The following is a 25,756-nucleotide window of genomic DNA, read 5'->3' on the forward strand; positions in this document are numbered from 1 at the left end:
TCCTTTTTCATGACTTGTGGAACACGCAAACTCCGTGCGCGGGACCATGCCATACAACCATCACGACCGGGTTGTCCTCTCCGGCAAACGGAGGAACGGCGTGCCATTCCCCCTCAGGTAGAACGATGTCCGCAACTTCTTCGGTCGCGTTAATTGCGATAAGCCAGCGGTCGGACAGCTGGATTTGCAGGCGGTGTACGCCGTTTTGCCATTCATCGACGTTCAGGGGCTGCGCGTCTTTATTCAACCAGCGGACGTTACCATCACCCTCTTCCCACCAGCGGTTGGCGGTCAGCGCCGGGATAGTCTGTCGAAGCTGGAGGAGCGCCGCCGTAAAGGCTGTTAACCCGTCGTTACCCTGCTCCCAGTCAAGCCAGGTCAGCACGTTGTCCTGGCAGTAGGCGTTGTTGTTTCCGTGCTGGCTGTGGCCGTGTTCATCCCCGGCCAGCAGCATCGGTGTGCCCTGCGAGAGCAGCAGCGTGGTGAGCAGCGCATGCACGCTGTCGCGCCGCCGTTCCTTGATAATCAGGCTGGCTTCAAGCCCTTCAAACCCATAGTTGTTGCTAAAATTGCTGTTGGTGCCGTCTCGGTTATCTTCGCCGTTGGCTTCGTTATGCTTCTGGTTAAAACTTACGCAATCCCGCAGCGTAAAACCATCATGAGCGGTGATTAAATTAATGCTGGTGGAAGGCAGCCTTTCGCCGTGGCGATAAACGTCGCTCGAGCCGGCAAAGCGGCAGGCGAAGCCGCCCAAAGAGAGATCCTGCTGGAGCCAGAAGCGGCGCATCCCGTCCCTGAAATGATCGTTCCATTCGGCAAACAGCGGAGGGAAATTACCGACCTGATAACCGCCCTGGCCGATATCCCAGGGCTCCGCAATCAGCTTCACCTGCGACAGGTGAGGATCGTTTTTGATCGCCTCAAACAGCGGGGCGTCCTGCCGAAATTCGGGCGTGCGCCCCATCACCGAAGCCAGATCGAACCGGAAACCGTCCACGTGAAAACTGTCTACCCAGTAGCGCAGGCAGTCGATCATCTGGGCAACCACGCCCGGTGTGCTGAGATTCAGGGTATTCCCGCAGCCGGTCCAGTTCTGGTAATCGCCGTTGTCCATTAACCAATAATAGCTACGGTTGTCGATTCCGCTCAGCGACAGGGTTGGGCCGTCCTTGTCCAACTCCGCGCTGTGGTTCAGCACAATGTCGAGGATCACTTCTATCCCGGCCTGATGCAGCGCTTTGATGGCACCTCGCAGTTCATTCGCGGCGTTGTGAGGATTTTGATCTCTCGCGTAGTAGCTTTCAACGGCATAGAAAGCGCGAGGGTTGTAGCCCCAATAGTTACTCAGCCCAAGCTGCGAAATGCGAGGTTCGGTAACAAAATGCGCCACGGGCAGCAGCTCAAGCGCCGTGATGCCCAGGCGCTTGAAGTAGTCGATCATCACCGGATGGCCCAGCGCCGCATATGTCCCACGCAGATCTTCCGGGATGCCGGGGTGGAGCAGCGTCAGCCCGCGAACGTGGGCTTCATAGATAACCGTGTTGCCCCACGGCGTTCGGAGCGGCCGGTCGTCTTCCCAGTCAAATCTCTCTCTGACCACCACGCACTTCGCCATGTGCGGGGCACTGTCTTCGAGGTTGGGTTCATCGTAGCCGCAGTGAAAATGCGGGTGATCTTCTGCCCCGCCCACGACCACGCGAGCGCAGGGATCGAGCAGCAGCTTCGCCGGATTGAAGCGGTGGCCCTGCTCAGGCGCCCAGGGGCCATGAACCCGGTAGCCGTACAGCTGCCCCGGCTTGCCATCCGGCAAATAGCCGTGCCAGATATCTCCGGAGCGCGAAGGCATGTCGTAGCGGCGCTCGTGTCCGTGCTCGTCGAACAGGCACAGCTCGACCTTTTCCGCATGCACGGAATAGAGCGTGAAGTTAACGCCTTTGCCGTCGAAATACGCCCCAAAAGGAGCCGGGCTGCCTTGAGTAAGCTGCGTCATGCGTCCCCCTCGCGGATCAACCAGAGCGTGGACAGCGGCGGCAGCGTAATACACAGCGAATGGTCGCGCCCGTGGCTCGGCACCGCCTCGCTACGCACCGTGCCGCTGTTACCGGCGTTGCTGCCGTGATAGTGCATGGAGTCGGTATTCAGCTCTTCACGCCAGCACCCAGGCTGGTTGATGCCGAAGCGATAGTGGTAGCGCGGCACCGGCGTAAAGTTACTGGCGACAATCACCTCATTGCCCTCGGCATCACGCCGCACGAAAATAAAGACCGAATTGGCCTTATCTTCCACCACCAGCCATTCAAAGCCGTAGCCGTCGAAATCCAGCTGATGCAAGGCCGCGTGACGCCGATAGGTATGATTCAGGTCGCGCACGAGGCGCTGCACGCCGTGGTGCCAGTTGTCACCGCCCTGCAGCAGGTGCCAGTCCAGGCTGCTGTCGTGGTTCCACTCTCGCCCCTGGGCAAATTCGTTGCCCATAAACAACAGCTTTTTGCCCGGAAATGCCCACATCCAGCCGTAGTAAGCGCGAAGATTGGCGAACTTCTGCCAGGCATCCCCCGGCATACGATCGAGAATCGATTTTTTGCCGTGCACGACTTCATCGTGGGACAGCGGCAGCACAAAGTTTTCGGTGCCGTTGTACAGCATGCCGAAGGTCATTTTGTCGTGGTGGTACTGGCGGTAAACCGGGTCGAGCTTCATGTAATCGAGCGTGTCGTGCATCCAGCCGAGATTCCACTTAAACCAGAACCCTAGCCCGCCCATACTCGGTGGACGAGAGACACCGGCAAAATCAGTGGACTCTTCCGCCATCGTCACCGCGCCCGGCGTTTGCTCGCCGATGATGCGGTTGGTGCTACGCAGAAACTCAATCGCTTCCAGGTTCTCACGCCCGCCGTACTCATTCGGCACCCACTGGCCGCTTTCCCGGCTATAGTCACGATAAATCATCGACGCTACGGCATCCACACGCAGGCCATCAATGCCAAACCGCTCAATCCAGTAGAGCGCGTTGCCCACCAGATAGTTGCTGACTTCCCGGCGGCCATAGTTGTAAATCAGCGTGTTCCAGTCCTGGTGGTAGCCTTCTTGCGGATTGCCGTGCTCATACAGCGCGGTGCCGTCGAACTTCGCCAGCCCGGCGTCATCCGTCGGAAAGTGGCCCGGTACCCAGTCCAGCAAAACGTTCAGCCCGGCTTCGTGGGCGGTTCTGATCAGGTAAAGAAAATCATCGCGGGTGCCGAAACGGCGCGTCGGCGCGTAAAGCCCCTGCGGCTGATATCCCCAGCTGCCGTCAAATGGATGCTCGTTAACCGGCAGCAGCTCAAGATGGGTAAAGCCCATCTCTTTGACGTAGGGAATGAGCTGATCCGCCAGTTCGCGGTAGCTGAGCCAGAAATTATTGTCGGTGTGGCGACGCCATGAGCCGAGGTGCACCTCATAGATGGAGATGGGCTGGTCAAAGCCGTTCGCTTTTTGCCGCTCGGGGCTGAGCGTAGTTTTCTCCGGCAGGCCGCAAATCAGCGAGGCCGTTTCCGGGCGCATTTGCGCTTCAAAAGCATACGGGTCGGCTTTAATACGCAGCCGCCCTTCGGCATCCAGCAGTTCAAATTTATAAAGCTGGCCGTTATGCGCCCCGGGGATAAACAGCTCCCAAATGCCGCTTTCGCGCCGCAGCCGCATCGGATGGCGGCGGCCATCCCAATAGTTAAACTGCCCTACCACGGAGACGCGACGGGCGTTAGGAGCCCACAGCGAGAAACGCGTTCCGGTCACGCCATCCATTGTGTCGGCGTGCGCGCCCAGCGTTTCGTAAGGGCGTAAATGCGTGCCTTCTGAGAGCAGCCAGCTATCCAGCTCCTGAATCAAAGGGCCAAAACGGTAGGGATCGTCGATCAGGTTTTCCTGGCCGTGCCAGACAACCGCAAGCTGGTAGCGAAAAGCGTTTTTACGGCGAGGAATCAGCCCGCAGAAGAAGCCGCGGGAATCGAGGCTGTCGAGCTGGGCGACTTTACGCCCGGTCTTAGGCTCTATCACCCACACTTCGGTGGCGTCAGGCAACAGCGCCCGAACTTCAAGCCCGGCGTCGGTTTGGTGCATCCCCAGCAGGGAAAACGGATCGGCAAAATGACCCGCAATTAGCGCATTAATCACGTCTCTTTCCGGCAGAACAGACATGGCATTTTCCTTTTTTATGTGTCACCGATGACCCGCCCTACGCCTGCGTGCGGGTACGACACTTATCATTGACCTGACGAACGGCGTTTAACTCCTGTAAGCCGGTTCGCCCAATACTCGCCAAAACGCTTGCGCGTGCTGACTTAAGCATAGCCAACGCTTTATTAACTCCTCGTGAAATTAATTAATGACTTTCGTTGTACCTTAAATGACAGGCAAAAAAAGAGGGGCCACAAAGCCCCTCAGGTAAATAAGTGTAATTATGCGAGTGACCGCAGCATTCTGCGCAGCGGTTCGGCGGCGCCCCACAGCAGCTGGTCGCCGACGGTGAAGGCGGAGAGATACTCCGGCCCCATGTTCAGCTTGCGCAGACGGCCAACCGGCGTCGACAGCGTGCCGGTTACCGCGGCAGGCGTCAGTTCACGCATGGTGATATCACGGTCGTTTGGCACCACTTTCGCCCACGGGTTGTGCGCGGCCAGCAGCTCTTCCACGGTAGGAATAGACACGTCTTTCTTCAGCTTAATAGTGAACGCCTGGCTGTGGCAGCGCAGCGCGCCTACGCGCACGCACAGGCCATCAACAGGAATAACGGACGAGGTCGCAAGAATTTTGTTAGTTTCCGCCTGGCCCTTCCATTCTTCACGGCTCTGACCGTTGTCGAGCTGCTTGTCGATCCACGGGATCAGGCTCCCGGCGAGCGGCACGCCGAAGTTATCCACCGGCAGTTTGCCGCTGCGGCCAAGTTCGGTGACCTTACGTTCGATATCAAGAATAGCGGAAGCTGGATTTGCCAGTTCGGTAGAAACTTCGCCGTACAGCTGGCCCATCTGGTTCAGCAGCTCGCGCATATGGCGCGCGCCACCGCCGGATGCCGCCTGATAAGTCGCCACGGAAACCCAGTCAACCAGGTCGTTGGCAAACAGGCCGCCGAGGGACATCAGCATCAGGCTAACGGTGCAGTTACCGCCGACAAAGGTTTTCACGCCGTTGTTCAGGCCTTCCTGAATAACGTGCTGGTTTACCGGGTCGAGGATGATAATCGCGTCATCTTTCATGCGTAGAGAAGAAGCTGCGTCGATCCAATAACCTTGCCAGCCGCTTTCACGGAGCTTTGGATAGATTTCGTTGGTATAATCGCCGCCCTGGCAGGTCACGATGATATCCAGCGCCTTCAGCGCTTCCAGATCAAATGCGTCCTGCAGTGTACCGCCGGTGGTGCCGGCAAACGTAGGGGCTGCCTGCCCAAGCTGGGAAGTGGAGAAGAAAACCGGACGAATGGCGTCAAAATCGCGCTCTTCCACCATGCGTTGCATGAGTACAGAGCCGACCATACCGCGCCAGCCAATAAAACCAACATTTTTCATAGCGACTTAATCCTGCAGAGATGATTGCGTGTGTAAGCGCTGGCCGTGGGCCAGAACATCACTCCACCTTACAAAATGCAGCCAAAGTCGCAAGTGAAATTAATCAATGATATCCACCGTGTCAGAAACAAAGCTTATTACCAGAAACAACTTGCCAGATTTTGGGGAAAACAGATGACTGAAATCATATCCGCCGCGGTACTCCTGATCCTGATTATGGACCCGCTGGGTAACCTGCCGATCTTTATGTCGGTTCTAAAACACACGGAGCCAAAGCGTCGCCGGGCCATTATGATCCGCGAACTGCTTATTGCTCTGCTGCTGATGCTTATCTTCCTGTTTGCCGGGGAAAAAATTCTTGGTTTCCTGAATTTACGCGCTGAAACCGTGTCGATTTCAGGCGGCATCATTCTGTTCCTGATTGCCATTAAGATGATTTTCCCAGGCCAGGAAGGCAGTTCGTCCGGCCTGCCTGCGGGTGAAGAACCGTTTATCGTGCCGCTGGCGATTCCGCTGGTTGCCGGGCCTTCTCTGCTGGCGACGCTGATGCTGCTTTCGCACCAGTATCCAAATCAGATGGGGCATTTAGTCGCCGCACTAATGCTGGCCTGGGGCGGTACCGTGGCGATTCTGCTGCAATCTTCGCTGTTCCTGCGTCTGTTAGGTGAGAAAGGGGTTAACGCCCTGGAGCGCCTGATGGGGCTGGTGCTGGTGATGATTTCCACCCAGATGTTCCTGGATGGAATTCGCGCCTGGATGCGGGGGTAAGACAAACCCTCTCCCTAACCCTCTTCCTAAAAGGGAGAGGGGACGAATCGAGTCCTGCTCCTAACCTCTTACATTTCCCCAGCCTCGAGGAATGAGGAGCGATTGAGTTCTGCCCAGGTCTCTTATTTCCCCCTCGCCCCTCCGGGGAGAGGGTCGGGGTGAGGGGCAATCCCGGAAATTGGCATATTCCCCTCACGAACACATATACCGATACGGCCCCGGCTCGCATGCCCGCAGCAAGAGGTGAAGGTTTTCCTGCTTCAGAGTATACATGCCGCCAAAGAAGGGATCGACAATCAGCCACCCCGGCACGCCGAAGAAGATGATATTGCCGAAGAGATACCAATGACTTAAGCGGGTTTCCAGCGGCAGCGACGTTGAGTAATACCCTTCATGCTTGAGCGTCAACGTGTAGTTTTTCTTTCCGAAGTAGCTGCCGTCCGTCTTTTTAAGCGTCACGGACTCCGGCGTAACACCCTGTGCGGCGACACCGCCATTGTCATCAAAAATCGTAAAGGCGGCGCGCTTTGGCGTACTGTCGATATACACCGTGGCATCGTTGTTACCCACCAGCGTCGCGCAGCCGGTTAGTAACGGCAATAGCAGTAAGAAGAGGAACGTTTTCATGCAGACACTCCCTGTTTAATAGGGAGTCATAGCGTCACGGGAAGAGAGAAGCTTAACCCGGAAAGCAAAACACCCGGCCATTGCCGGGTGTTTTAAGCGGGAGGTAAGACGAGAGATTAAGACAGCAGGCTGAATGCAATCATCCCGACAATCGCCCCGGTGGTGCCGAGGATGGTTTCCATCATCGTCCAGGTCTTCAGCGTCTGCGCTTCGGTTGCGCCGGTAAACTTACCGAACAGCCAGAAGCCCGCGTCGTTCACGTGGCTCACCACGATAGAGCCACCCGCGATACAAATCGACAAAGCCGCCATCTGAGCGCCGTTATAGTTCAGTTGCTCGATAACCGGCATCACCAGGCCAACCGCCGTCAGACAGGCCACGGTAGCGGAACCCTGAATGATACGTACCGCCGCCGCCAGCACGAAGCAGGTAATCGCGATAGGCAGGCCCATCCCGGTCAGCGCTTCGCCCAGTGCCGGACCCACGCCGGAGTCAACCAGCACCTGTTTGAACACGCCACCGGCACCGATAACTAGCAGGATAATGCCCGCTGGCTGCAGCGCCTGGCCGCAAATCGCCATCACTTTTTCTTTATCCATGCCCTGACGATAAGCCAGGCCATAAATAGCCACCAGGCAGGCGACCAGAATCGCGGTGAACGGGTGGCCAATGAATTCCAGCCATTCGTACAGCGAAGAACCCGGCGCGGTAAAGCGAGCGGCGATAGTTTTCAGGCCAACCAGCACCAGCGGCAGCAGGATCAGCGACAGGCTGAAACCGAAGGACGGCAGTTTACCTTCACCCAGATGCGGCTCGGAGATGTCTTCGGGAATTTCCAGCGAAACAAATTTGCTGATGAAGTTCCCGAACAGCGGCCCGGCGATAATCATGCCCGGGATCGCGGCGCACAGACCAATCAGAATCATCCAGCCAAAGTCAGCGTGCATCTGGGAGGCCAGCAGCATCGGCGCAGGCCCCGGCAGCAAGAACGCCGCAGCGGCAGCGACGCCAGCAAACAAAGGAATCACCAGCTTCACCAGGTTAGTCCCGGTGTGGCGCGCCATTGAAAACGCCACGCTAATCAGCAGCACGATAGCCACTTCAAAGAACAGCGGCAGCGCGCAAATCAGGCCAGCCAGGCCAATCGCATAGTGCGCGCGGCTGTGGCCGAAGGATTTCAGCATTTTGACGGCAATCTGATCCACCGCGCCGGTTTCATGCAGGATTTTACCGAACATGGCACCGAGGGCGACCACAATCGCCAGGAAGCCCAGCGTCCCGCCCATGCCTTTCTGCATGGTGTCGGCGATTTTGTCGAGCGGCATGCCGGAGAAAAGCCCGGCACCAATAGAAACCACCATCAAAGCCACGAAGGCGTGCATACGCGCCTTCATCACTAAAAACAGCAGGAGCAGCACGGAGCCGACCGCGGTTAAAACAAGCGTTAATGTACTCACTCTGCGCTGCCTTGGTTGATCAATGCGATGGTGCTGGCGACGACGCCGTCCAGCGGCTGGTCGATATCGACGATCAGCACGTCTTTTTCATCCGCCTGCGGTTCTTGCAGGGTTTCGAATTGGGTTACCAGCATCTGGGTTTTAAAGAAGTGGCCTTTCCGCGCCTTCAGGCGGTTTTCGATCACTTCAAAATCGCCTTTCATATAGATGAAGGAGAGGTTCGGGTTACCGTCACGCAGCAGGTCGCGATAGTGCTTTTTCAGCGCCGAGCAGACGATCAGCGAAACCTTGTTGGTGCGCTGCATCGCAAACGCGGCGTCGTTCAACGCTTTCAGCCACGGGGTACGGTCGTCGTCGTTCAGCGGCTCGCCGGAGGCCATTTTCAGGATGTTGCTGCGGGGGTGCAGGAAGTCGCCGTCAAGAAACGCGGCGTTCAGCTGATGGGCAACTTCGCTGGCAACGGCGGATTTGCCGCTGCCGGAGACGCCCATCAGGACGTAAATGTGGTGGTCGTGGTTAGTAGTGCTCATGATGGCTCCGACTCTGACACAAAGCAATGCGCCTGGTTTTGTTACGGGTAACTGTTACCGATAACATTTTCCGGTCTGGCTGAGCAATAAGCAATAACCATTAGCTTGCAAAGTGTATAAGTGTGAGCTACATCAAATAAAAAATTTGGCCTAGATCGAGCCACCAGGCGACAACGTAAAGCCTAAATCCAGCATTTTCGGGGTAATGATTTCACCGCGAATACGCGCCAGCAAACGCTCTGCGCCGATACGCCCCATGCGCTCTCGCGGGGTCAGCACGCTCGCCAGACGCGGCTCCATCACCTGCCCGATATCGTGGCCGTGGAAACCGGCGATCGCCATATCTTCCGGGATACGCAGCCCCTGGCGCTGGCATTCAAAGGCCGCACCAATCGCTAAGTCATCGTTGGTACAGAAGATGCTGTCGAGCTGGGGATATTCGCGTTTTGCCTGGCGCAGCAGTTCAATGCCGGTGGAATAAGACGACGAGTTTTCAATCATCACGCTGTACGGCGTCAGTCCGGCGTCGAGCATCGCCTGCTCGTAGCCTTTTTGCTTGATGAGGGTACGTTCGTCGAGGCGCGCACCGAGGTAGGCCACGTGCTTGTGGCCACGGGCAATAATGCTGGCCGTCATTTGACGAGCCGCCTCGAAGTTATCAAAACCTACGGCGATATCCAGGCAAGGAGAAACGCTGTCCATCAACTCCACCACCGGTATTCCGGCAACTTCAATCATTTTCAGGGTTCTGGGCGTGTGGTTGCGTTCGGTCAGGATCAGGCCGTCGATATTCCAGGACAGCATGGATTCCAGACGTTCCTGCTCCAGCTCCGGCTTATAGCCGTAGTGAGCCAGCATGGTCTGGTAACCGTGGGCATCAATGACGTTTTCAATGCCGCGCAGCACTTCGGCGAACACCTGGTTGGTCAGGGAAGGCAGCAGGACGCCAATGGCCCGGCTGGTTGAATTAGAAAGGATATCCGGCGCACGGTTGGGGATATAGCCCAGTTCATCTAGCGCGGCGGCAATTTTTACCTGCAGTGCGGCAGACACCTGATCCGGGTTGCGTAAGAAACGGCTGACCGTCATTTTGGTCACCCCAACGCGATCTGCAACATCCTGTAGTACCGGTCTTTTCTTTTTCATTGTCCTGAGCGACTTGTGAAGTTTCGACAGCCGAGTTTAGCACGGACAAAAGAAAACCCGCCCCTTTTTCAGGGGCAGGTTGTGACGGGTAACGTTATACCGGCGGCAGGTCGAACAGCAGGATCTCGCTCGCCTCGCTGGCATGAACGGAAATCGCTTGCTCATCCCAGACCGCGATCGCGTCGCTGGTTTTTGCCTGCGTACCGTTAATGGACACGTCGCCTTTTACGACCTGGATCCAAACGCGGCGGTCGGCCGGAATTTGATAAACCGACTGCTCATCTTTGGCCAGCGCCCAGCGGGACAGCTCCATATCCTGGTAAACCTTCAGCGAACCGTCGCGGGCATCCGGGGAAAGCACCAGCTGACGACCCTGAGGCGCATCAAAACGGCGCTGATCGTAGCGCGGCGTAATCCCGGTTTTTTCTGGAATGATCCAAATCTGGTACAGGCGCAGCGGTTCGGTCTGGCTGGCGTTGTACTCTGAGTGGCGGATCCCGGTCCCGGCGCTCATGATCTGGAACTCACCCGCAGGCACACGTTCTTTGTTGCCCATGCTGTCCTGGTGCTCAACCGCACCTTCCAGCACATAGGTCAGAATTTCCATGTCTTTGTGCGGATGGGTCCCAAAACCCTGGCCCGCGTCGATCACGTCTTCGTTAATGACCCGCAGCGCCGAGAAGCCCATAAAGTTGGCGTCATAATAGTCGGCAAAAGAGAAGGTATGCCAGCTGTCCAGCCAGCCGTGGTTCGCATGGCCGCGGTCCTGTGCTTTTCTTAAGTAGATCATGGTATGTCCTCCGCAATTCGTTTGATGGGATAAGTGTGGACCCATTTCACGGAGGATCATAGAGGGTGAAAATTGACTCCTCTGTTCAAAAAAAGTGAACGAGTTCGAGGAGTCAAAAAGCTATCAGGCGAGGCTTATTGTCGCAGGAGAAGGCTGTTCGAAACCGCGTTCGAGGATTTCCAGGTTGGTGAGAGCTTCAATTTCTCTGACGTAATTAGGCTTGCCGCCGATCAGCGTGTCGTACAGCGCATCATAGACGCGGCCATAGTCGCCCACTTCTGGTTTCCACTCTTCACACACCGTTTCTCCGGCTTCGTTTACGTATTCCAGTGTCGCTACGCTGCTGTCGGCCCCGAACCCTGGCTCACCCGGCATGATGTACGCTTTGAGGCTGGTTTCCTGCTGGTCAATGCCGTACTTCACGAACGAGCCTTTGGTGCCGTGTACGATAAATTTCGGGTAGTCGATTTTCACCAGGTGGCTGGTTTTCACGATCGCTTTCAGGTCACCGTAGAACAGCTGGGCTTCAAAGGTATCGTCCGGGTTGGCTTTGTTCCGCAGACTGCGGATGTCATAGGCAACGTGATCCGGGCGACCAAACAGGGAGATGATTTGGTCCATGGTGTGTACGCCCAGGCCGTAGAACGCGCCATCCGCCGGTTGACCCGGGTTCGCAGGCGCATCCGGGCGGTACATATCGAAGTGACTTTCAATTTCCACGATCTTGCCGAGCTTGCCGCTCTCGATGGCTTTCTTCATCGTCAGGAAGCAGGCGTCAAAGCGACGGTTCTGGTAAGGCGTCACGACCAGGCCCTTCTCTTTTGCCAGCGCAAACAGCTCACGCGCTTCGGCAAGCGTCGGGGTGAACGGTTTTTCCACCAGCACGTTTTTACCCGCTTCGAGCGCTTTTTTCGCGTACTCAAAATGGCTGTCAACGTGGGTGCAAATCACCACCAGTTTGACCAGCGGGTCGCTAAGAATGTCATCGAGCTGGCTGGTAAAGTGAATGCCCGCGTACTGCGGCTGTTGTTCCAGCTCCGGTTTTTCACTGCGGCGGAAGATGTGGGCCACGTTGAGTTTGTCTTTGCGAACCAGAACGAACGGCAGGTGATAGCGGGTGGTACTTTTACCAAAGCCGATGAAGGCACAGTGCAGAGTCATTTCATTGTCCTTTTTGATTTGAGCTGCCTGTACCTTACTGCAAAGCCGCGCCACGTTATAGCCGCAGACTTATTTTAAAGGCCGGGCGTAGCCAACGCGGCTACGGCTTCAAATAAGAAGGGCACAAAGTTTGCCCAAATTAGTTGGAGCTGAAGCAAGGCGGCAAGGGAGGGCATCCCGATGAGCTTACTTCGGTAAGTGATTCGGGTAACTGAGTGCAGCCAACGCGGCTACAGCTTCAAATAAGAAGGGCAAAAAAAAAGCCAGCACCCGGCTGGCTAAAGTAATACTGGAAGCAATGTGAGCAATGTCGTGCTTTCAGGATGTCTCCGTAGGGGTCTCCCCTGAACGCATGGCAATAATAATCATTATCATTCGCACTTGTAAAGCGTTTTTTGAAAAAAATAGCGTTGACTTGTTGTGCAAAGTCAATGATGTTTAAAAGGTTTTCTATAACTCATTGAGGAGAAAAGGATGAAATCAGTTGTTGTGCGTCACGCCGAACCTGGCGATGCGGAAGCTTTACAGAAAATATATGCCCATCCGGCGCTTTACCGCGACACGCTACAGCTACCTCATCCTTCTCTAAAAGCCTGGCATGACCGAATTACCGATCCCCGGCCGGGGAGCCGACATCTGGTGGCATGCATCGACGATGAGATTGTGGGGCAGCTAACGCTCACGGTGGAGCAGTCTCCGCGCCGTAGCCACGTCGCCACTTTCGGTATGGGCGTGCATTACGATCATCAGGGGAAAGGCATCGCTTCGGCTTTGCTTAAGGAAATGGTTGGCCTGTGCGATAAGTGGCTGCGCATCGAGCGCATCGAGCTGACGGTGTATACCGATAACGCGTCTGCACTGGCGGTGTATCGCAAATTTGGCTTCGAGGTGGAAGGCACCGGGAAGCGCTTTGCGCTGCGCGACGGCGAGTATGTGGATGCGTATTTTATGGCGCGTTTTAAGCCGGAGTGATTTTTACCCTCACCCCGACCCTCTCCCTAAAAGGGAGAGGGGGAAACAAGCCACAGCCAGTAGTGTTTATTGCCGCCCTCTCCGTGAGGGGGCAATCAATACCCCGCGGTTAAATCATCCACCGAACGTGGATCAGACGCGCCATATAGTTTCCCGTCCGGCGCAATCATAATGCTCTGCGTGCTGCCCATCGCAGCCTTCACCTGGACATTTTGCCCCTTCTCTGTCAGTAACCTGAGCGTATCCGGGCTGAAGCCTTTCTCCACCCGCAGTTCGTCCGGCAGCCACTGGTGATGGAAGCGCGGCGCATTGGTCGCTTCTGCCACGTTCATGCCAAAATCGATGCTGTTGACCACCATTTGTAGCACGGTGGTGATAATTCGGCTCCCGCCCGGGCTGCCTGTGACCAGCCAGGTTTTTCCGTCTTTCACTACGATGGTTGGCGACATAGAAGATAACGGACGCTTGTGCGGCCCCACGGCGTTGGCCTCCCCGCCCACCAGCCCGTACACGTTCGGCACGCCCGGCTTAGCGGAGAAGTCATCCATCTGGTTATTCATCAGGATGCCGGTATTCCCGGCCACGATCCCGGTGCCGAAAGTGGTATTTAGCGTATAAGTCACCGCCACCGCGTTACCGTCTTTATCCACCACGGAGAAATGCGTGGTCTGGTTACTTTCATACGGCGCCAGGTTACCCGGCTTGATTTCGCTCGATGGGCGAGCCTTGTTGATATCAATTTTCTCCGCCAGCGATTTCGCATACGCCTTGCTGGTCAGCGCCTGCCACGGCACCTTCACAAAGTCCGGATCGCCGAGGTATTCCGAGCGATCGGCGTAGGCGTATTTTTCCGCCTCGGCCATGATTTGCAGGGTGTCCGCGCTGCCAAAGCCGTATTTCGCCAGATCGAAGTTTTCGAGAATATTGAGGATCTGCACGATGTGGATCCCGCCGGAAGACGGCGGCGGCATGGAGTAGACTTCGTAGCCCCGGTATTCACCGCTGACGGGCTGGCGCTCAATGGCTTTGTAATTGGCCAAATCAGCTTTGCTGATCAGCCCGCCGTTCTTCGCCATCTCTTCGCTAATCTGGTCGGCAATCGCCCCCTTGTAGAAGGCATCCGGCCCCTGCTCGGCAATCATTTCCAGGCTTTTCGCCAGATTGGCCTGCACGAGTTTGTCACCTTTCTGCAGCGGCTCTCCGTCCGCTTTCCAGAAGATAGCTTTGCTGTTGGCGTGATTAGGGATCACTTCCGCCCCGTACTGCTTCAGGTCGTCCGCCAGCGCGTCGTTCACAATGATGCCGTCCCGCGCCAGTTTGATAGCCGGTTGCACCACTTTATTCAGCGGCATAGTGCCGTACTTTTCCAGCGCCAGGCTAAAGCCTGCCACCGTGCCCGGCGTACCTGAGGCAAGATGCGAGGTCAGCGACTTCTTGCTGTCCGCATTGCCTTTATCGTCGAGGAACATATCCCGGCTGGCTTTTTCCGGCGCCATTTCCCGGAAGTCTATCGCGGTTGTTTTGCCGTCTTTGGTGCGCAGCATCATAAAACCGCCGCCGCCGATATTGCCCGCCTGCGGGTGCGTGACCGCAAGGGCATAACCCACGGCGACCGCGGCATCCACCGCGTTACCGCCCTGCTTTAAAATATCGACGCCCACCTGAGTCGCCGCTGCGTCCACCGAAGCCACCATGCCGTGCTCCGCGCGCACCGGATGGTAAACGTCCATTTCCACGCCGTAAGAAACCGGCGGAGGAGCGGCTATCACCGTCAAACACAGCCCGATTGTCAGGGCCGGAATGGCGACCCAGCGCAAAGTTTTCCACTGCTTTATCATCGTTATATCCTCATTTACCCGGGGAAAGTCCCCGCTTAAGCCTGGTTCACAAATCCGAAATAATCACCGTGATAAAGGAAACGGAGTAAACTTAAGCAACCCCTGATGGGAGGAGATAACGATGAAAAAGGTATGGCTTCTGGCAGCCTTGCTGCCGCTGACCGCGCTCGCACAGCCGCTCAACACCACCAACAACCCTAACCTGCCGGGCTATCAGAACCCGAGCCAGCAACGGATGCTGACGCAGATGCAAACGCAGCAATCTCAGCAGCAGGGGATGTTAAACCAGCAGAGACAATCGCAAAATCAGCTTCAGCAACAACAGCTTCAGACGCAGTTGAACAACAATCAGCAGCGTGTCCTGCAGTCGCAGCCGGGTATGAACCCGCTGCCGAACACCAATGGTGGGATGCTAAAAGGAAATAACGGCGGCATGTTGAAGCCAAACAGTTCAACGCTGCCGCCGCCAGTCACGCCGTAAGGCGTTATGCGGAGAAGTCCGGGCCTATCTCGTCGATGCGGTCGGTACAGATGGCATCGACGCCCCACTGCAGCAGTACGGCCGCGCGGTGGGGAACGTTCACGGTATAAACCAGAATATAGAGTCCAGCAGCTTTCAATGCCTTCACCCGGGCCTCATCAAGCAGTTGATGATTCAGGTGAATAGACACGCACTGTAAACGGGTCGTCAGTTCCTGCCAGTCATCACGCCATTCATCCAGCAGCAGACCACGAGGCAGTTCAGGGGCCGCAAGCTGTGCCGCTTCCAGCGCCTCAATCTCGAAGGAAGAAAGCAGCGGTGCCGTTTGCCCGGCCCACAGTTCACGGGCAGCCAGCGCAACCACTTTGCCCGTTTCGGCTTCCAGACCGGTAGTTGGCTTGATCTCGATGTTGGCCATCATGCCGTGCTGTTTACAGCGTTCAGCCACCTGAGAAAGCAGCGGCAGCGGCTCGCCCGCATATTCACGGCTGAACCAGCTTCCCGCGTCAACTTTCAGCAGATTGTCCCAGGTCAGTTCCCCGGCAATCCCCCAGCCGTTGCTGGTGCGCTCGAGCGTGTCGTCATGCAGCAAGAAGATTTGCCCGTCGCGCGAGAGCTTGGCATCAAACTCAATCATGGTGTGGCCGTAACGCGCCCCGACGTCGATTGCCGCGAGGGTGTTTTCCGGCGCAAGCTTACCGCCGCCACGGTGGGCGACGATTTTTGGATAAGGCCAGTTGCTCATAAACGTTGTCCGTTTTTGCCATCAAAGAAGTGCAGATGTTCTTCCGGCAGGTGAACCCAAAGCGTGGTGCCCGGCTGCGGGCGCTCCTGATGCCCAAGGCGAATCACCACTTTTTGGCCGCCCCAGCGGCCGTGGACCAGGTTATCGGCCCCCAGCATTTCAAGGGTTTCCACCACAATCGGGATGCCACCTGCAGCCTGTGAGCTTAGCGTAATATGTTCCGGGCGGATACCCAGCGTCATCGGGCGGCCAACCCACTGCAGGCGCTGGCTACCGGTCGGCAGCGCATCGCCGCCGTCCAGCTCAAAGCGTGAGCCGTCGATGCTGATGTTGCCATCCAGCAGGTTCATCGCCGGAGAGCCAATAAAGCTTGCCACAAAGCGGCTCGCCGGGCGCTCGTAAACCTCGACTGGCGTGCCAATCTGCTCCGCCACGCCTTTGTTCATCACCATCACGCGCTGGGCGAGAGTCATGGCCTCAACCTGGTCGTGCGTTACGTACAGGCTGGTCGTTTTCAGGCGGCGATGAAGCTGCTGAAGCTCAAGACGCATCTGCACACGCAGCTTGGCATCGAGGTTAGACAGCGGTTCGTCGAACAAGAATACCGCCGGATCGCGCACGATGGCGCGGCCCATAGCAACACGCTGGCGCTGGCCGCCGGACAGTTCGCGCGGGCGGCGGGTTAACAGTGCGTCCAGCTCCAGAATACGGGCGGCTTCCAGCACCTTCTGGCGGATTTGTTCTTTGCCCAGGCCGCGAATCTTCAGGCCCCAGGCCATGTTCTCTTCCACGGTCATGTGCGGATAAAGCGCATAGTTCTGGAACACCATGGCGATACCACGCTCTTTGGGTTCCATGTCGGTGACGCGCTGGCTGTCGATCCAGATATCCCCGCTGGTCACCTGTTCCAGCCCGGCGACCATACGCAGCAGCGTAGATTTCCCGCAGCCAGAAGGCCCGACCATCACGATGAACTCACCGTCCGCAACGTCCACGGTCAGCGGCTGAATCACCTGGGTTTTACCGTCCCAGCTCTTGGTTACTGCCTGTAATTTTAAACCAGCCATGGGCTATTTCTCACTATCAACCAGACCGCGCACGAAGGCGCGCTGCATAACTAAAACAATAACAACCGGTGGGACGAGCGTCAGCAGCATCGCTGCCATCACCTGGTTCCACTGCGTCACGCCATCACCGCTGGCAATCATGCTTTTGATGCCCGCCACGGCGGTGCCCAAATTGGCGTCGGTGATAATCAGCAGCGGCCAGAGATACTGGTTCCAGCCATAGATAAAGGTGATCACGAACAGCGCCGCCAGGTTGGTTTTGGACAACGGCAGCACGATGTCAAAGAAAAAGCGCATCGGCGAGGCGCCGTCGATGCGGGCCGCTTCCATCAGCTCGTCTGGCAGCGTCATGAAAAACTGGCGAAACAGGAACGTGGCCGTGGCCGACGCCATCAGCGGCAGCGTCAGGCCGGTGTAGCTGTCGAGCATTTTCAGGTTAGAGATAACCTCAACCGTCGGGAAAATACGCACTTCGACCGGCAGCATAAGGGTGATAAAAATCATCCAGAAGAACAGGTTACGCAGCGGAAAGCGGAACCAGACGATAGCGAAGGCCGACAACATCGACACGGCGATTTTGCCGATGGTGATCACCAGCGCCATCACCGTGCTGTTAAACAGCATCCGGCCGAACGGAGCGCTGTTGACCGCCACGCCGTTGGTCCAGATATAGCTGATGTTTTCCCACAGGTGAGTGCCGGGGATCAGCGTCATCGGCGTATCGAAGACGGCTTTGTTGTCCAGCGTCGCGGCAACAAAGGCCACGTACAGCGGGAACAGAATGACGATGATGCCCAGAATCAGCATGGTGTGGCTGAAAATAGTCAGCCCGCGACGGTTCTCAATCATTGGTAGCGCACCTTACGTTCAACGAAGCGGAACTGAACCACCGTCAGGACAATCACCAGCAGCATCAGCACCACCGATTGCGCCGCCGAGGAAGAGAGATCCAGCCCGGTAAAGCCTTCGCGATAAATCTTGTAGATAAGCGTGGTGGTTGCCTGCACCGGGCCACCGCCAGTTGCCGCGTCGATCACAGGGAAGGTGTCGAAGAAGGCATACACCAGGTTCACCACCAGCAGGAAGAAGCTCACCGGGGCAATCAGCGGCAGCGAAATAAAGAAGAAGCGGCGCACGGGGCCAGCTCCGTCAATGGCTGCGGCTTCCACCAGCGAACGTGGAATCGACTGCAGAGCGGCAAAGAAGAACAGGAAGTTGTAGCTAATCTGCTTCCACACGGACGCGAACACGACCAGGAACATGGCCTGCCCGCTGTTCTGCGCGTGGTTCCAGTTGTAGCCAAACTCTTCCAGCGTGTGGGTAATCAGCCCGCGCCCTGGGTTGAACAGGAAGATCCACAGCACCGCGGCAATGGCGGGCGCAACGGCATAGGGCAGCAGCATCAGCGTTTGATAAAAACGGCTGCCGCGCACCACATAATCCACCAGCGCGGCGAAGAACAGCGAAGCCAGCAGCCCGCAGCCCGCCACCAGGCCACTGAAGATCATGGTGGTATAGAAAGAGTCCAGATAGTAGCTATCGTGGAAGAGCTGCACGAAGTTATCCAGGCCAACGAAATGGCTGGACAGACCAAACGGGTCAAGGTTTTGCAGCGAGTACCAGAGGGCTTCGCCCGCCGGCCAGATAAAGAAAATAACGGTGATGATCAGCTGCGGCAGAACCAGCGCATAGGGTAGCCAACTTGAACGGAACACCGGGCGAGATGATGACATAGGGTTACTCGGTTAATGTTAGAACAGGCGTTGCTTTGCCCCTTAGCACAACGCTCTCCTTTCACAGAGAGCGCCGTACTCTCCCCCCTCCCTTTCGGGAGAAGGCGAGGGTAGAACTTAAGACTTGGTAGACTGCTCGAAGCGGCGCAGCAGCTGGTTACCACGCTCAACGGAAGCGTCCAGCGCCTGCTGTGGTGTTTTCTTACCGGTCCAGACGGACTCCAGCTCTTCGTCAACCACGGTACGGATCTGCGGCATGTTGCCCAGACGCAGACCTTTGGTGAACGGCAACGGTGGCTTGTTCAGCATCTGGCGAGTTGCGGTGTCCGCACCCGGGTTCTTGTCGTAGAAGCCGTCTTTACGGGTCAGCTCGTAAGCGGCGGTGGTGATTGGCAGGTAGCCGGTTTTCTGGTGCCATTCAGCGGCGATTTCTGGCTTAGCCAGGAACTGCATGAATTCGGCCACGCCGGTGTAAGTTGGCTTGTCTTTGCCCTGCATAACCCACAGACTTGCCCCGCCGATGATGGCGTTCTGTGGTGCGCCTTTCACGTCTGCGTCGTAAGGCATCATGCCTACGCCGTAGTTGAATTTCGCGTACTGACGGATGTCAGCCAGGGAGCCGGAAGACGCGGTAGTGATCGCGCAGTCACCGTTGTAGAACTTCTCGGTGGACTCATCTTTACGGCCGAAGTAGGTGAAGTCACCCTTCTTGTTCATCTCTTCCAGCAGCGCGATGTGTTTCACCTGCTCAGGTTTGTTGAACTCCAGTACAGCATCAGTGCCGTCAAAACCGTTGTTTTTGGTCGCAAACGGCAGACCGTGCCAGGCGCTGAAGTTCTCCAGCTGGATCCAACCCTGCCAGCCGCTGGCGTAGCCACACTTCATGCCCGCTGCACGCAGTTTGGCGCTGTATTCCGCCACGTCCTGCCAGGTTTTAGGTGGCTGATCCGGGTTCAGACCGGCTTTCTTGAAAGCGTCTTTGTTGTAATACAGCACCGGGGTGGAGCTGTTGAAAGGCTGGGACAGCAGGTGGCCCGTTTTAGAGTCGGTGTAGTACCCGGCCACGGTCGGGACGAACTGAGATTCGTCGAACTTGATACCGGCTTCTTTAAACACTTCGTAGACCGGTTTGATAGCCTTGGAAGCCATCATGGTCGCGGTGCCGACTTCATATACCTGCAGGATGGCCGGGGCGTTACCGGAACGGTATGCCGCGATACCCGCCGCCAGGCTTTGATCGTAGTTGCCTTTATAAACCGGCACAATTTTGTAATCAGGGTGCGTTTCATTGAAACGGTTTGCCAGAGAATCGACTTCTTTACCCAGTTCCCCGTCCATTGAATGCCAGAAAGGAATCGTGGTAACGGCCATCGCCTGGGAGGCAAATGCCAGACCAAGCGTCAGCGCTAAAGCTGTGTGTCGTAACGATGTCATTCGGTTATCTCTCTTGTTGTGCCGGATGCGCGAAATCACGCGTTTTATGCTCGCGAGGTAACATGACACGCTCGAATGACAGAAAAATAACGGTTGGATGACGGAATAGTTACAGCGGAGTGAATGAAATGTTTCTTTGTCGACGGGAGATATATTTTTCTTTCTCCCATGTATTCCCTGAAAAATTCACGTTGCAGCCAGGCGGTGAGGGAATGATGGAATGGTTACTCACTCTTTATTGTTCCCTCTCCCCTTTGGGGAGAGGGTTAGGGTGAGGGGCAAGAAAGACGGAGTGGCCTGATGCCCTCACCCCAGCCCTCTCCCACAGGGAGAGGGTGCAGACAAAAAACGGCAACCGAAGTTGCCGTTTTGCTTTTATTAGCCGCCTAAGTAAGCGCTGCGCACCGCTTCGTTCGCCAGCAACGCATCGCCGGTATCTTCCAGCACGACGTGGCCGTTTTCCAGCACGTAGCCCCGGTCGGCCAGCTTCAACGCCTGGTTGGCGTTCTGCTCCACGAGGAAGATGGTCATCCCTTCGCTGCGCAGTTGCTCGATGGTGTCGAAGATTTGCTGGATGATGATCGGCGCCAGACCCAGCGACGGTTCATCTAACAGTAACAGACGCGGCTGGCTCATGAGTGCGCGGCCTATCGCCAGCATCTGCTGCTCACCGCCGGACATGGTGCCCGCCCGCTGGATGCGGCGTTCGTGCAGGCGCGGGAACAGATCGTAGACGCGCTTAATGCGCGACTGGAACTGGTCACGTTCGGCAAAAAAGCCGCCCATCGCCAGGTTCTCTTCCACCGTCATGCGGGAGAAAACGCGACGCCCTTCCGGCACAATTGCCACGGCCTCACGCATGATGCGTGCCGTGTGCCAGTCTGTAATATCTTTGCCATCAAACACGATGCGGCCGCTGGTCGCTCGCGGGTCGCCGCAAAGCGTACCAAGCAGCGTCGTTTTACCTGCGCCGTTAGCGCCGATGAGCGTAACAATTTCGCCCTGTTTAATATGCAGACTGACGTCGTGCAGCGCCTGGATTTTGCCGTAGTGGGCGCTCACCTTGTCAAACGACAACATTACATTTTCCATCTTAAGCCTCACCCAGATAGGCGCGGATCACATCAGGGTTGTTGCGGATTTGCTCCGGCGTGCCGTTGGCTAACGGCGTTCCCTGGTTCACCACGTAGATACGGTCAGAAATACCCATGACCAGCTTCATGTCATGCTCAATCAGCAACACCGTGGTGTTGTGGTGATTACGCAGTTCCATGATCAGCTCATCCAGCTCATGGGTTTCTTTTGGGTTAAGGCCGGCGGCAGGTTCATCCAGCATCAGGATTTCCGGCTGGGTCACCATGCAGCGAGCAATTTCAAGACGACGCTGGTCGCCATAGGCCAGGTTGCTTGCCTGGCGGTTAGCGTGTTCCAGCAGCCCGATACGTTCGAGCCAGGTGGCCGCTCTGTCCAGCGCTTCGCTCTGGGCGCGACGGAAACCAGGGGTTTTCAGCAAGCCTGCGAAAATACCGGTTTTCAGCTGCTGATGTTGCGCCACCAGCAGGTTCTCAATCACCGTCATTTCACGGAACAGGCGGACGTGCTGGAAGGTACGCACCACGCCCATGCGCGCAATCTGCTGGCCCGGTAAGCCTTCCAGATGCTGGTCGCGCAGCAAAATGGTGCCGCCGGTCGGCTTGTAAAAACCGGTCAGGCAGTTAAACACCGTGGTTTTACCGGCACCGTTCGGGCCGATAAGTGAAACAATTTCCTGTGGATGCAGCTCGAGCGAGACATTGTTGACGGCCAGCAGGCCGCCGAAACGCATCATCAGACCGCTTACGGATAACAATGGCTGACTCATGCCTGCTCTCCTTTCACTTGCTCTTTCTTCAGCTTCAGATGCGGACGCGTCATCGGCAGCAAGCCTTGTGGACGCCAAATCATCATCAGCACCATCAGGCCACCGAGCACCAGCATGCTGTACTCGTTCAGGTCACGCATCAGCTCGCGGGAAACCACCAGCAGAATCGCGGCCAGAATCACCGCGAACTGCGAGCCCATCCCGCCCAGCACCACAATCGCCAGCACAAACGCCGACTCGGCGAAGGTGAAGGATTCCGGGCTGACAAAGCCCTGGCGTGCAGCGAACAACGTCCCGGCAAAGCCCGCGAACGCGGCGCTGATGGTAAACGCAGTCAGCTTGATGCGGGTTGGGTTCAGGCCCAGTGAACGGCAGGCGATTTCATCTTCGCGCAGCGCTTCCCAGGCCCGGCCCAGCGGCATACGCAGCAGGCGGTTAATCACGAACAGCGACAGCACCACCAACAGCAGCGCCACCAGGTACAGGAAAATAATCCTGTCGCTTGGGTCGTAGGCCACGTTGAAGAAGTTACTGAAGGTATCCCAGCCGCCTTCGCGGGCGGTACGGCTAAACTCCAGGCCGAAGAAGGTCGGTTTTGGGATCTGGCTGATGCCGTTCGGGCCGCCGGTAATATCGGTGTTGTTCAGCAGCAGGATACGGACGATCTCACCGAAGCCCAGCGTCACGATCGCCAGGTAGTCACCGCGCAGACGTAGCACCGGGAAGCCAAGCAGGAAGCCCGCGGCAGCAGCCACCAGCCCCGCCAGCGGCAGGCAGGTCCAGAAGCCCAGGCCGTAATAGTGGTTCAGCAACGCAAAAGTGTAAGCGCCGATAGCGTAGAAGCCGCCATAGCCCAGCACCAGCAGGCCAGATAGCCCCACCACCACGTTCAGCCCCAGGCCGAGGATGATGTAAATCATGGTTAATGTAGCAATGTCCACGGTGCCGCGTGACACCAGGAACGGCCACGCTACAGCGGCAACCAGCAGCGCCACCAGAAACAGCTTCTGCTTAGCCGTGGAGCCATCCAGCGCCGGCAGCACAAACTTCGGCCCGGACACTTTCTTCATGCCCTTCTGGAACAGCGGGCGCAGCAGCTGGAACACCAGCACCGCAGCGGTGCCGATGAAGACCCATTCCCAGCGCACGGAAGGCGCGCTGTTCACCACCAGTTTGGTGCCGTCCAGGCTAAGCTGAACGCCCATAAATACCGATGCTAAAACGAAGAACATGGCCGCGGAGAGCAGCGAAAAAACAATATGCATCGGTTTCATACTTTCTCAACCTCCGGACGACCCAGGATCCCGGTAGGCATCACCAGCAGCACCACAATCAGCAGCGCGAAGGAGACGACGTCTTTATATTCCGTGCTCAGGTAGGCTGAAGTCAGCGCTTCGGCAACACCGAGGATCAGGCCGCCAATCATGGCGCCAGGAATACTGCCGATACCGCCAAGTACCGCTGCGGTAAAGGCTTTCATCCCGGCCATAAAGCCGATGTACGGGTTGATGACGCCGTAGAACTGGCCCAGCAGTACGCCAGCCACTGCCGCCATTGCGGCACCAATGACGAAGGTAAGCGAGATAACGCGGTCGGTATTAATCCCGAGCAGGCTGGCCATTTTCAGGTCTTCAGCACAGGCACGGCAGGCGCGGCCCATGCGGGAATAACGGATGAACAGCGTCAGCGCCAGCATAGCCAGGAAGGTCACAACCCAGATAACCAGCTGCATGGTGGTGATGGTGGCGGTGAAATTATCGCTCGCCCCCACAATCCACTGGCCGTTAAACAGGCTTGGCAGCGCGATGTCGCGCGAACCTTCCGTCAGGCTGACGTAGTTTTGCAGGAAGATGGACATCCCGATGGCGGAAATCAGGGCGATCAGGCGCTTGGAGTTACGCACCGGCTTGTAGGCGACGCGCTCAATGCTCCAGCCGTAGGCGCTGGCGATGATAATGGCGCCAATAAAGCCTGCGCCTACCAGCATCCAGCCCACATCAATTCCGAGCATCATTAGCGCGGCGATGATCATGAAAGAGACGTAGCTGCCGATCATATACACTTCGCCGTGGGCAAAGTTGATCATGCCAATAATGCCGTACACCATCGTGTAACCGATGGCGATCAGCGCGTAGGTACTGCCCAGCGTGACGCCGTTAAACATCTGCTGCAGGAAGTAGAGAAACTGCTCGGACATAACTTAACCTTTCCAAACCCGTATGGACGGGATATTGAACCCACTCTAAATAATTCGAGTCGCAGGAAGGCGGCAAGCTTGCTCATCCTCAGGAGCATACATAAGTATGTGACTGGGGTGGGCATGTGCAGCCAACGCACCTGCGGCTTGAAGTATGACGAGTGGTCGCCTTATTTGGCGACGGTGGACGACCCATCGGCGTGCCACTGGAAGACACCGAATTCAAATCCTTTCAAATCGCCTTTCTCATCCCAGTTCAGCGGCCCAATCACGGTGTTCGCACCGTGTGCTTTTAAATCTTTCACCAGCGCAGCAGGATCTTTGCTGCCGGTGCGGTCCATGGCGGTGGCCAGAGACTGAACTGCCGCGTAGGTGATCCACACATACGGGCCGCTCGGGTCTTTCTTCGCCGCTTTCAGCTCATCAACGATAGCTTTGTTGGCCGGATCCTGGTCATAGCGCTTAGGCATAGTCACCAGCATCCCTTCGCCAGCAGTGCCAGCAATGTTGGACAGAGAAGCGTTACCCACGCCTTCTGGCCCCATAAACTGAGTTTTCAGACCAACGGCGCGTGCCTGACGCAGGATCTGCCCCATTTCCGGGTAGTAACCGCCGTAGTAAACGAAGTCGATATTTTCTTTTTGCAGACGCGCCACCAGGGTGGAGAAATCTTTGTCGCCAGCGGTGATCCCGTCGAAGAACACGATGTTCGCGCCACCTTTTTTCAGGCCGTCCTGTACGGAACGCGCCAGGCCTTCGCCGTACTGCTGCTTATCGTGGATGATCGCGATACGCTGCGGCTTAACGTGTTCCAGAATATATTTGGACGCCGTTGGGCCCTGGGAAGAGTCGAGGCCAGCGGTACGCATGATCATGCCGTAGCCGCGCTGGGTCAGCTCAGGGTTAGTCGCGCCCGGAGTGATCATCAGGATGCCTTCATCTTCATAGATGTCGGAAGCCGGCTGGGTGGAAGAGGAGCACAGGTGGCCGATAACGTATTTCACGCCGTCGTTAACGATTTTGTTGGCAACCGCCACGGCCTGTTTTGGATCGCAGGCATCGTCATATTCAACGCCAACCAGCTTGTCGCCTTTGATCCCGCCTTTGGCGTTGATGTCTTTGATCGCCTGGCGAGCGCCGTTAAATTCCATGTCGCCCCACTGCGCAACCGGGCCTGACATTGCCCCGACAACAGCGACTTTAATATCACCCGCGGTTGCCGCGTGAGACACGGCCAGCGCCACCAGCCCGGCCAATAATGTCTTCGCGTTCATCTTCATTCGTTCCATCCCCATAACTTGGTTAAAAAGCACTCAGTACCTTTTATAATCAATGACCATTTTTATCAGTGCCTTTAAGGAGTTAGCGGTAAAATTTACAATTTATCAGGCTAAACTCTCTATTTT

The 25,756-nt window shown here is 56.7% G+C and carries 23 protein-coding genes; 3 read left to right on the top strand and 20 right to left on the bottom strand.

Going from position 1 to position 25,756, the window contains the following annotated elements:
• Positions 1-7: 7 nt before the first annotated feature.
• From glgX to asd, 3 genes are all read right to left on the bottom strand, one after another.
• Complete coding sequence (glgX, locus tag LH86_RS03830) at positions 8-1,990, bottom strand: glycogen debranching protein GlgX (protein ID WP_039298469.1); 1,983 nt, start codon at positions 1,988-1,990, stop codon at positions 8-10.
• The gene (gene glgB, locus LH86_RS03835; protein ID WP_039298472.1) at positions 1,987-4,176 is read right to left on the bottom strand and encodes a 1,4-alpha-glucan branching enzyme; all 2,190 of its coding nucleotides are present in this window, start codon (positions 4,174-4,176) and stop codon (positions 1,987-1,989) included. The genes glgX and glgB overlap by 4 nt, the downstream gene beginning before the upstream one ends.
• A gap of 260 nt (positions 4,177-4,436) precedes the next feature.
• Positions 4,437-5,543, bottom strand: a complete 1,107-nt coding sequence (gene asd, locus LH86_RS03840) for an aspartate-semialdehyde dehydrogenase (protein WP_039298475.1) — start codon at positions 5,541-5,543, stop codon at positions 4,437-4,439.
• 174 nt (positions 5,544-5,717) lie between these two features.
• Between asd and LH86_RS03845 the strand changes: the two genes are divergently transcribed.
• On the top strand, positions 5,718-6,311 hold the full coding sequence (locus LH86_RS03845) for a YhgN family NAAT transporter (protein ID WP_008457909.1): 594 nt from the start codon (positions 5,718-5,720) through the stop codon (positions 6,309-6,311).
• A gap of 192 nt (positions 6,312-6,503) precedes the next feature.
• Here LH86_RS03845 and LH86_RS03850 read toward each other — a convergent pair whose 3' ends face one another.
• The 6 genes from LH86_RS03850 to LH86_RS03875 form a co-directional block, all read right to left on the bottom strand.
• Entirely contained in the window at positions 6,504-6,938 is a 435-nt protein-coding gene (locus LH86_RS03850) for a hypothetical protein (protein WP_039298478.1), read from the bottom strand.
• Between the two features lie 116 nt (positions 6,939-7,054).
• Positions 7,055-8,395 carry a gluconate transporter gene (gene gntU / locus LH86_RS03855; RefSeq protein ID WP_008457911.1) on the bottom strand — a complete coding sequence of 447 codons (1,341 nt, stop codon included), beginning with the start codon at positions 8,393-8,395 and terminating at the stop codon, positions 7,055-7,057.
• Positions 8,392-8,925 (bottom strand): gluconokinase, encoded by a 534-nt coding sequence (gene gntK / locus LH86_RS03860; protein WP_039298482.1) that lies wholly within the window; start codon positions 8,923-8,925, stop codon positions 8,392-8,394. The genes gntU and gntK overlap by 4 nt, the downstream gene beginning before the upstream one ends.
• 150 nt (positions 8,926-9,075) lie before the next feature.
• Positions 9,076-10,071: a gluconate operon transcriptional repressor GntR gene (gene gntR, locus LH86_RS03865; protein ID WP_008457915.1), complete on the bottom strand. Its 996-nt coding sequence runs from the start codon at positions 10,069-10,071 to the stop codon at positions 9,076-9,078.
• Between the two features lie 94 nt (positions 10,072-10,165).
• Positions 10,166-10,861: a pirin family protein gene (locus LH86_RS03870; protein ID WP_039298485.1), complete on the bottom strand. Its 696-nt coding sequence runs from the start codon at positions 10,859-10,861 to the stop codon at positions 10,166-10,168.
• A gap of 123 nt (positions 10,862-10,984) precedes the next feature.
• Positions 10,985-12,022: an oxidoreductase gene (locus LH86_RS03875; protein WP_039298488.1), complete on the bottom strand. Its 1,038-nt coding sequence runs from the start codon at positions 12,020-12,022 to the stop codon at positions 10,985-10,987.
• 474 nt (positions 12,023-12,496) lie between these two features.
• Here LH86_RS03875 and yhhY point away from each other — a divergent pair, with 474 nt between their 5' ends.
• Positions 12,497-12,994, top strand: coding sequence for an N-acetyltransferase (yhhY, locus tag LH86_RS03880; RefSeq protein ID WP_039298491.1), 498 nt, complete (start codon positions 12,497-12,499; stop codon positions 12,992-12,994).
• 95 nt (positions 12,995-13,089) lie between these two features.
• Here yhhY and ggt read toward each other — a convergent pair whose 3' ends face one another.
• Complete coding sequence (gene ggt, locus LH86_RS03885; protein WP_039298496.1) at positions 13,090-14,832, bottom strand: gamma-glutamyltransferase; 1,743 nt, start codon at positions 14,830-14,832, stop codon at positions 13,090-13,092.
• Positions 14,833-14,953: 121 nt separating this feature from the next.
• Between ggt and LH86_RS03890 the strand changes: the two genes are divergently transcribed.
• On the top strand, positions 14,954-15,313 hold the full coding sequence (locus LH86_RS03890; RefSeq protein ID WP_039298500.1) for a DUF2756 family protein: 360 nt from the start codon (positions 14,954-14,956) through the stop codon (positions 15,311-15,313).
• 4 nt (positions 15,314-15,317) lie between these two features.
• On the opposite strand, the gene ugpQ is transcribed toward LH86_RS03890, so the two are convergent.
• The 10 genes from ugpQ to livK form a co-directional block, all read right to left on the bottom strand.
• Positions 15,318-16,058, bottom strand: coding sequence for a glycerophosphodiester phosphodiesterase (ugpQ, locus tag LH86_RS03895; protein WP_039298503.1), 741 nt, complete (start codon positions 16,056-16,058; stop codon positions 15,318-15,320).
• Positions 16,055-17,125: a sn-glycerol-3-phosphate import ATP-binding protein UgpC gene (locus LH86_RS03900; protein WP_039298505.1), complete on the bottom strand. Its 1,071-nt coding sequence runs from the start codon at positions 17,123-17,125 to the stop codon at positions 16,055-16,057. Before LH86_RS03900 ends, ugpQ begins: the two co-directional genes overlap by 4 nt.
• Before the next feature lie 3 nt (positions 17,126-17,128).
• On the bottom strand, positions 17,129-17,974 hold the full coding sequence (gene ugpE, locus LH86_RS03905; RefSeq protein ID WP_039298508.1) for a sn-glycerol-3-phosphate ABC transporter permease UgpE: 846 nt from the start codon (positions 17,972-17,974) through the stop codon (positions 17,129-17,131).
• A complete protein-coding gene (ugpA, locus tag LH86_RS03910) occupies positions 17,971-18,858 on the bottom strand; it encodes a sn-glycerol-3-phosphate ABC transporter permease UgpA (protein ID WP_008457934.1) in 888 nt (295 codons plus the stop codon). Before ugpA ends, ugpE begins: the two co-directional genes overlap by 4 nt.
• Before the next feature lie 117 nt (positions 18,859-18,975).
• A complete protein-coding gene (gene ugpB, locus LH86_RS03915) occupies positions 18,976-20,292 on the bottom strand; it encodes a sn-glycerol-3-phosphate ABC transporter substrate-binding protein UgpB (protein WP_039298511.1) in 1,317 nt (438 codons plus the stop codon).
• Between the two features lie 378 nt (positions 20,293-20,670).
• On the bottom strand, positions 20,671-21,384 hold the full coding sequence (gene livF, locus LH86_RS03920) for a high-affinity branched-chain amino acid ABC transporter ATP-binding protein LivF (RefSeq protein ID WP_085938903.1): 714 nt from the start codon (positions 21,382-21,384) through the stop codon (positions 20,671-20,673).
• Position 21,385: 1 nt separating this feature from the next.
• A complete protein-coding gene (livG, locus tag LH86_RS03925) occupies positions 21,386-22,153 on the bottom strand; it encodes a high-affinity branched-chain amino acid ABC transporter ATP-binding protein LivG (protein ID WP_039288567.1) in 768 nt (255 codons plus the stop codon).
• A complete protein-coding gene (locus LH86_RS03930) occupies positions 22,150-23,427 on the bottom strand; it encodes a high-affinity branched-chain amino acid ABC transporter permease LivM (protein WP_039288570.1) in 1,278 nt (425 codons plus the stop codon). The genes livG and LH86_RS03930 overlap by 4 nt, the downstream gene beginning before the upstream one ends.
• Entirely contained in the window at positions 23,424-24,350 is a 927-nt protein-coding gene (gene livH / locus LH86_RS03935; protein ID WP_008457946.1) for a high-affinity branched-chain amino acid ABC transporter permease LivH, read from the bottom strand. Before livH ends, LH86_RS03930 begins: the two co-directional genes overlap by 4 nt.
• Before the next feature lie 170 nt (positions 24,351-24,520).
• Entirely contained in the window at positions 24,521-25,630 is a 1,110-nt protein-coding gene (gene livK, locus LH86_RS03940) for a high-affinity branched-chain amino acid ABC transporter substrate-binding protein LivK (protein WP_039298514.1), read from the bottom strand.
• Positions 25,631-25,756 lie beyond the last annotated feature (126 nt).

This window comes from Cedecea neteri (assembly GCF_000758325.1).
GTDB lineage: Bacteria > Pseudomonadota > Gammaproteobacteria > Enterobacterales > Enterobacteriaceae > Cedecea > Cedecea neteri_B.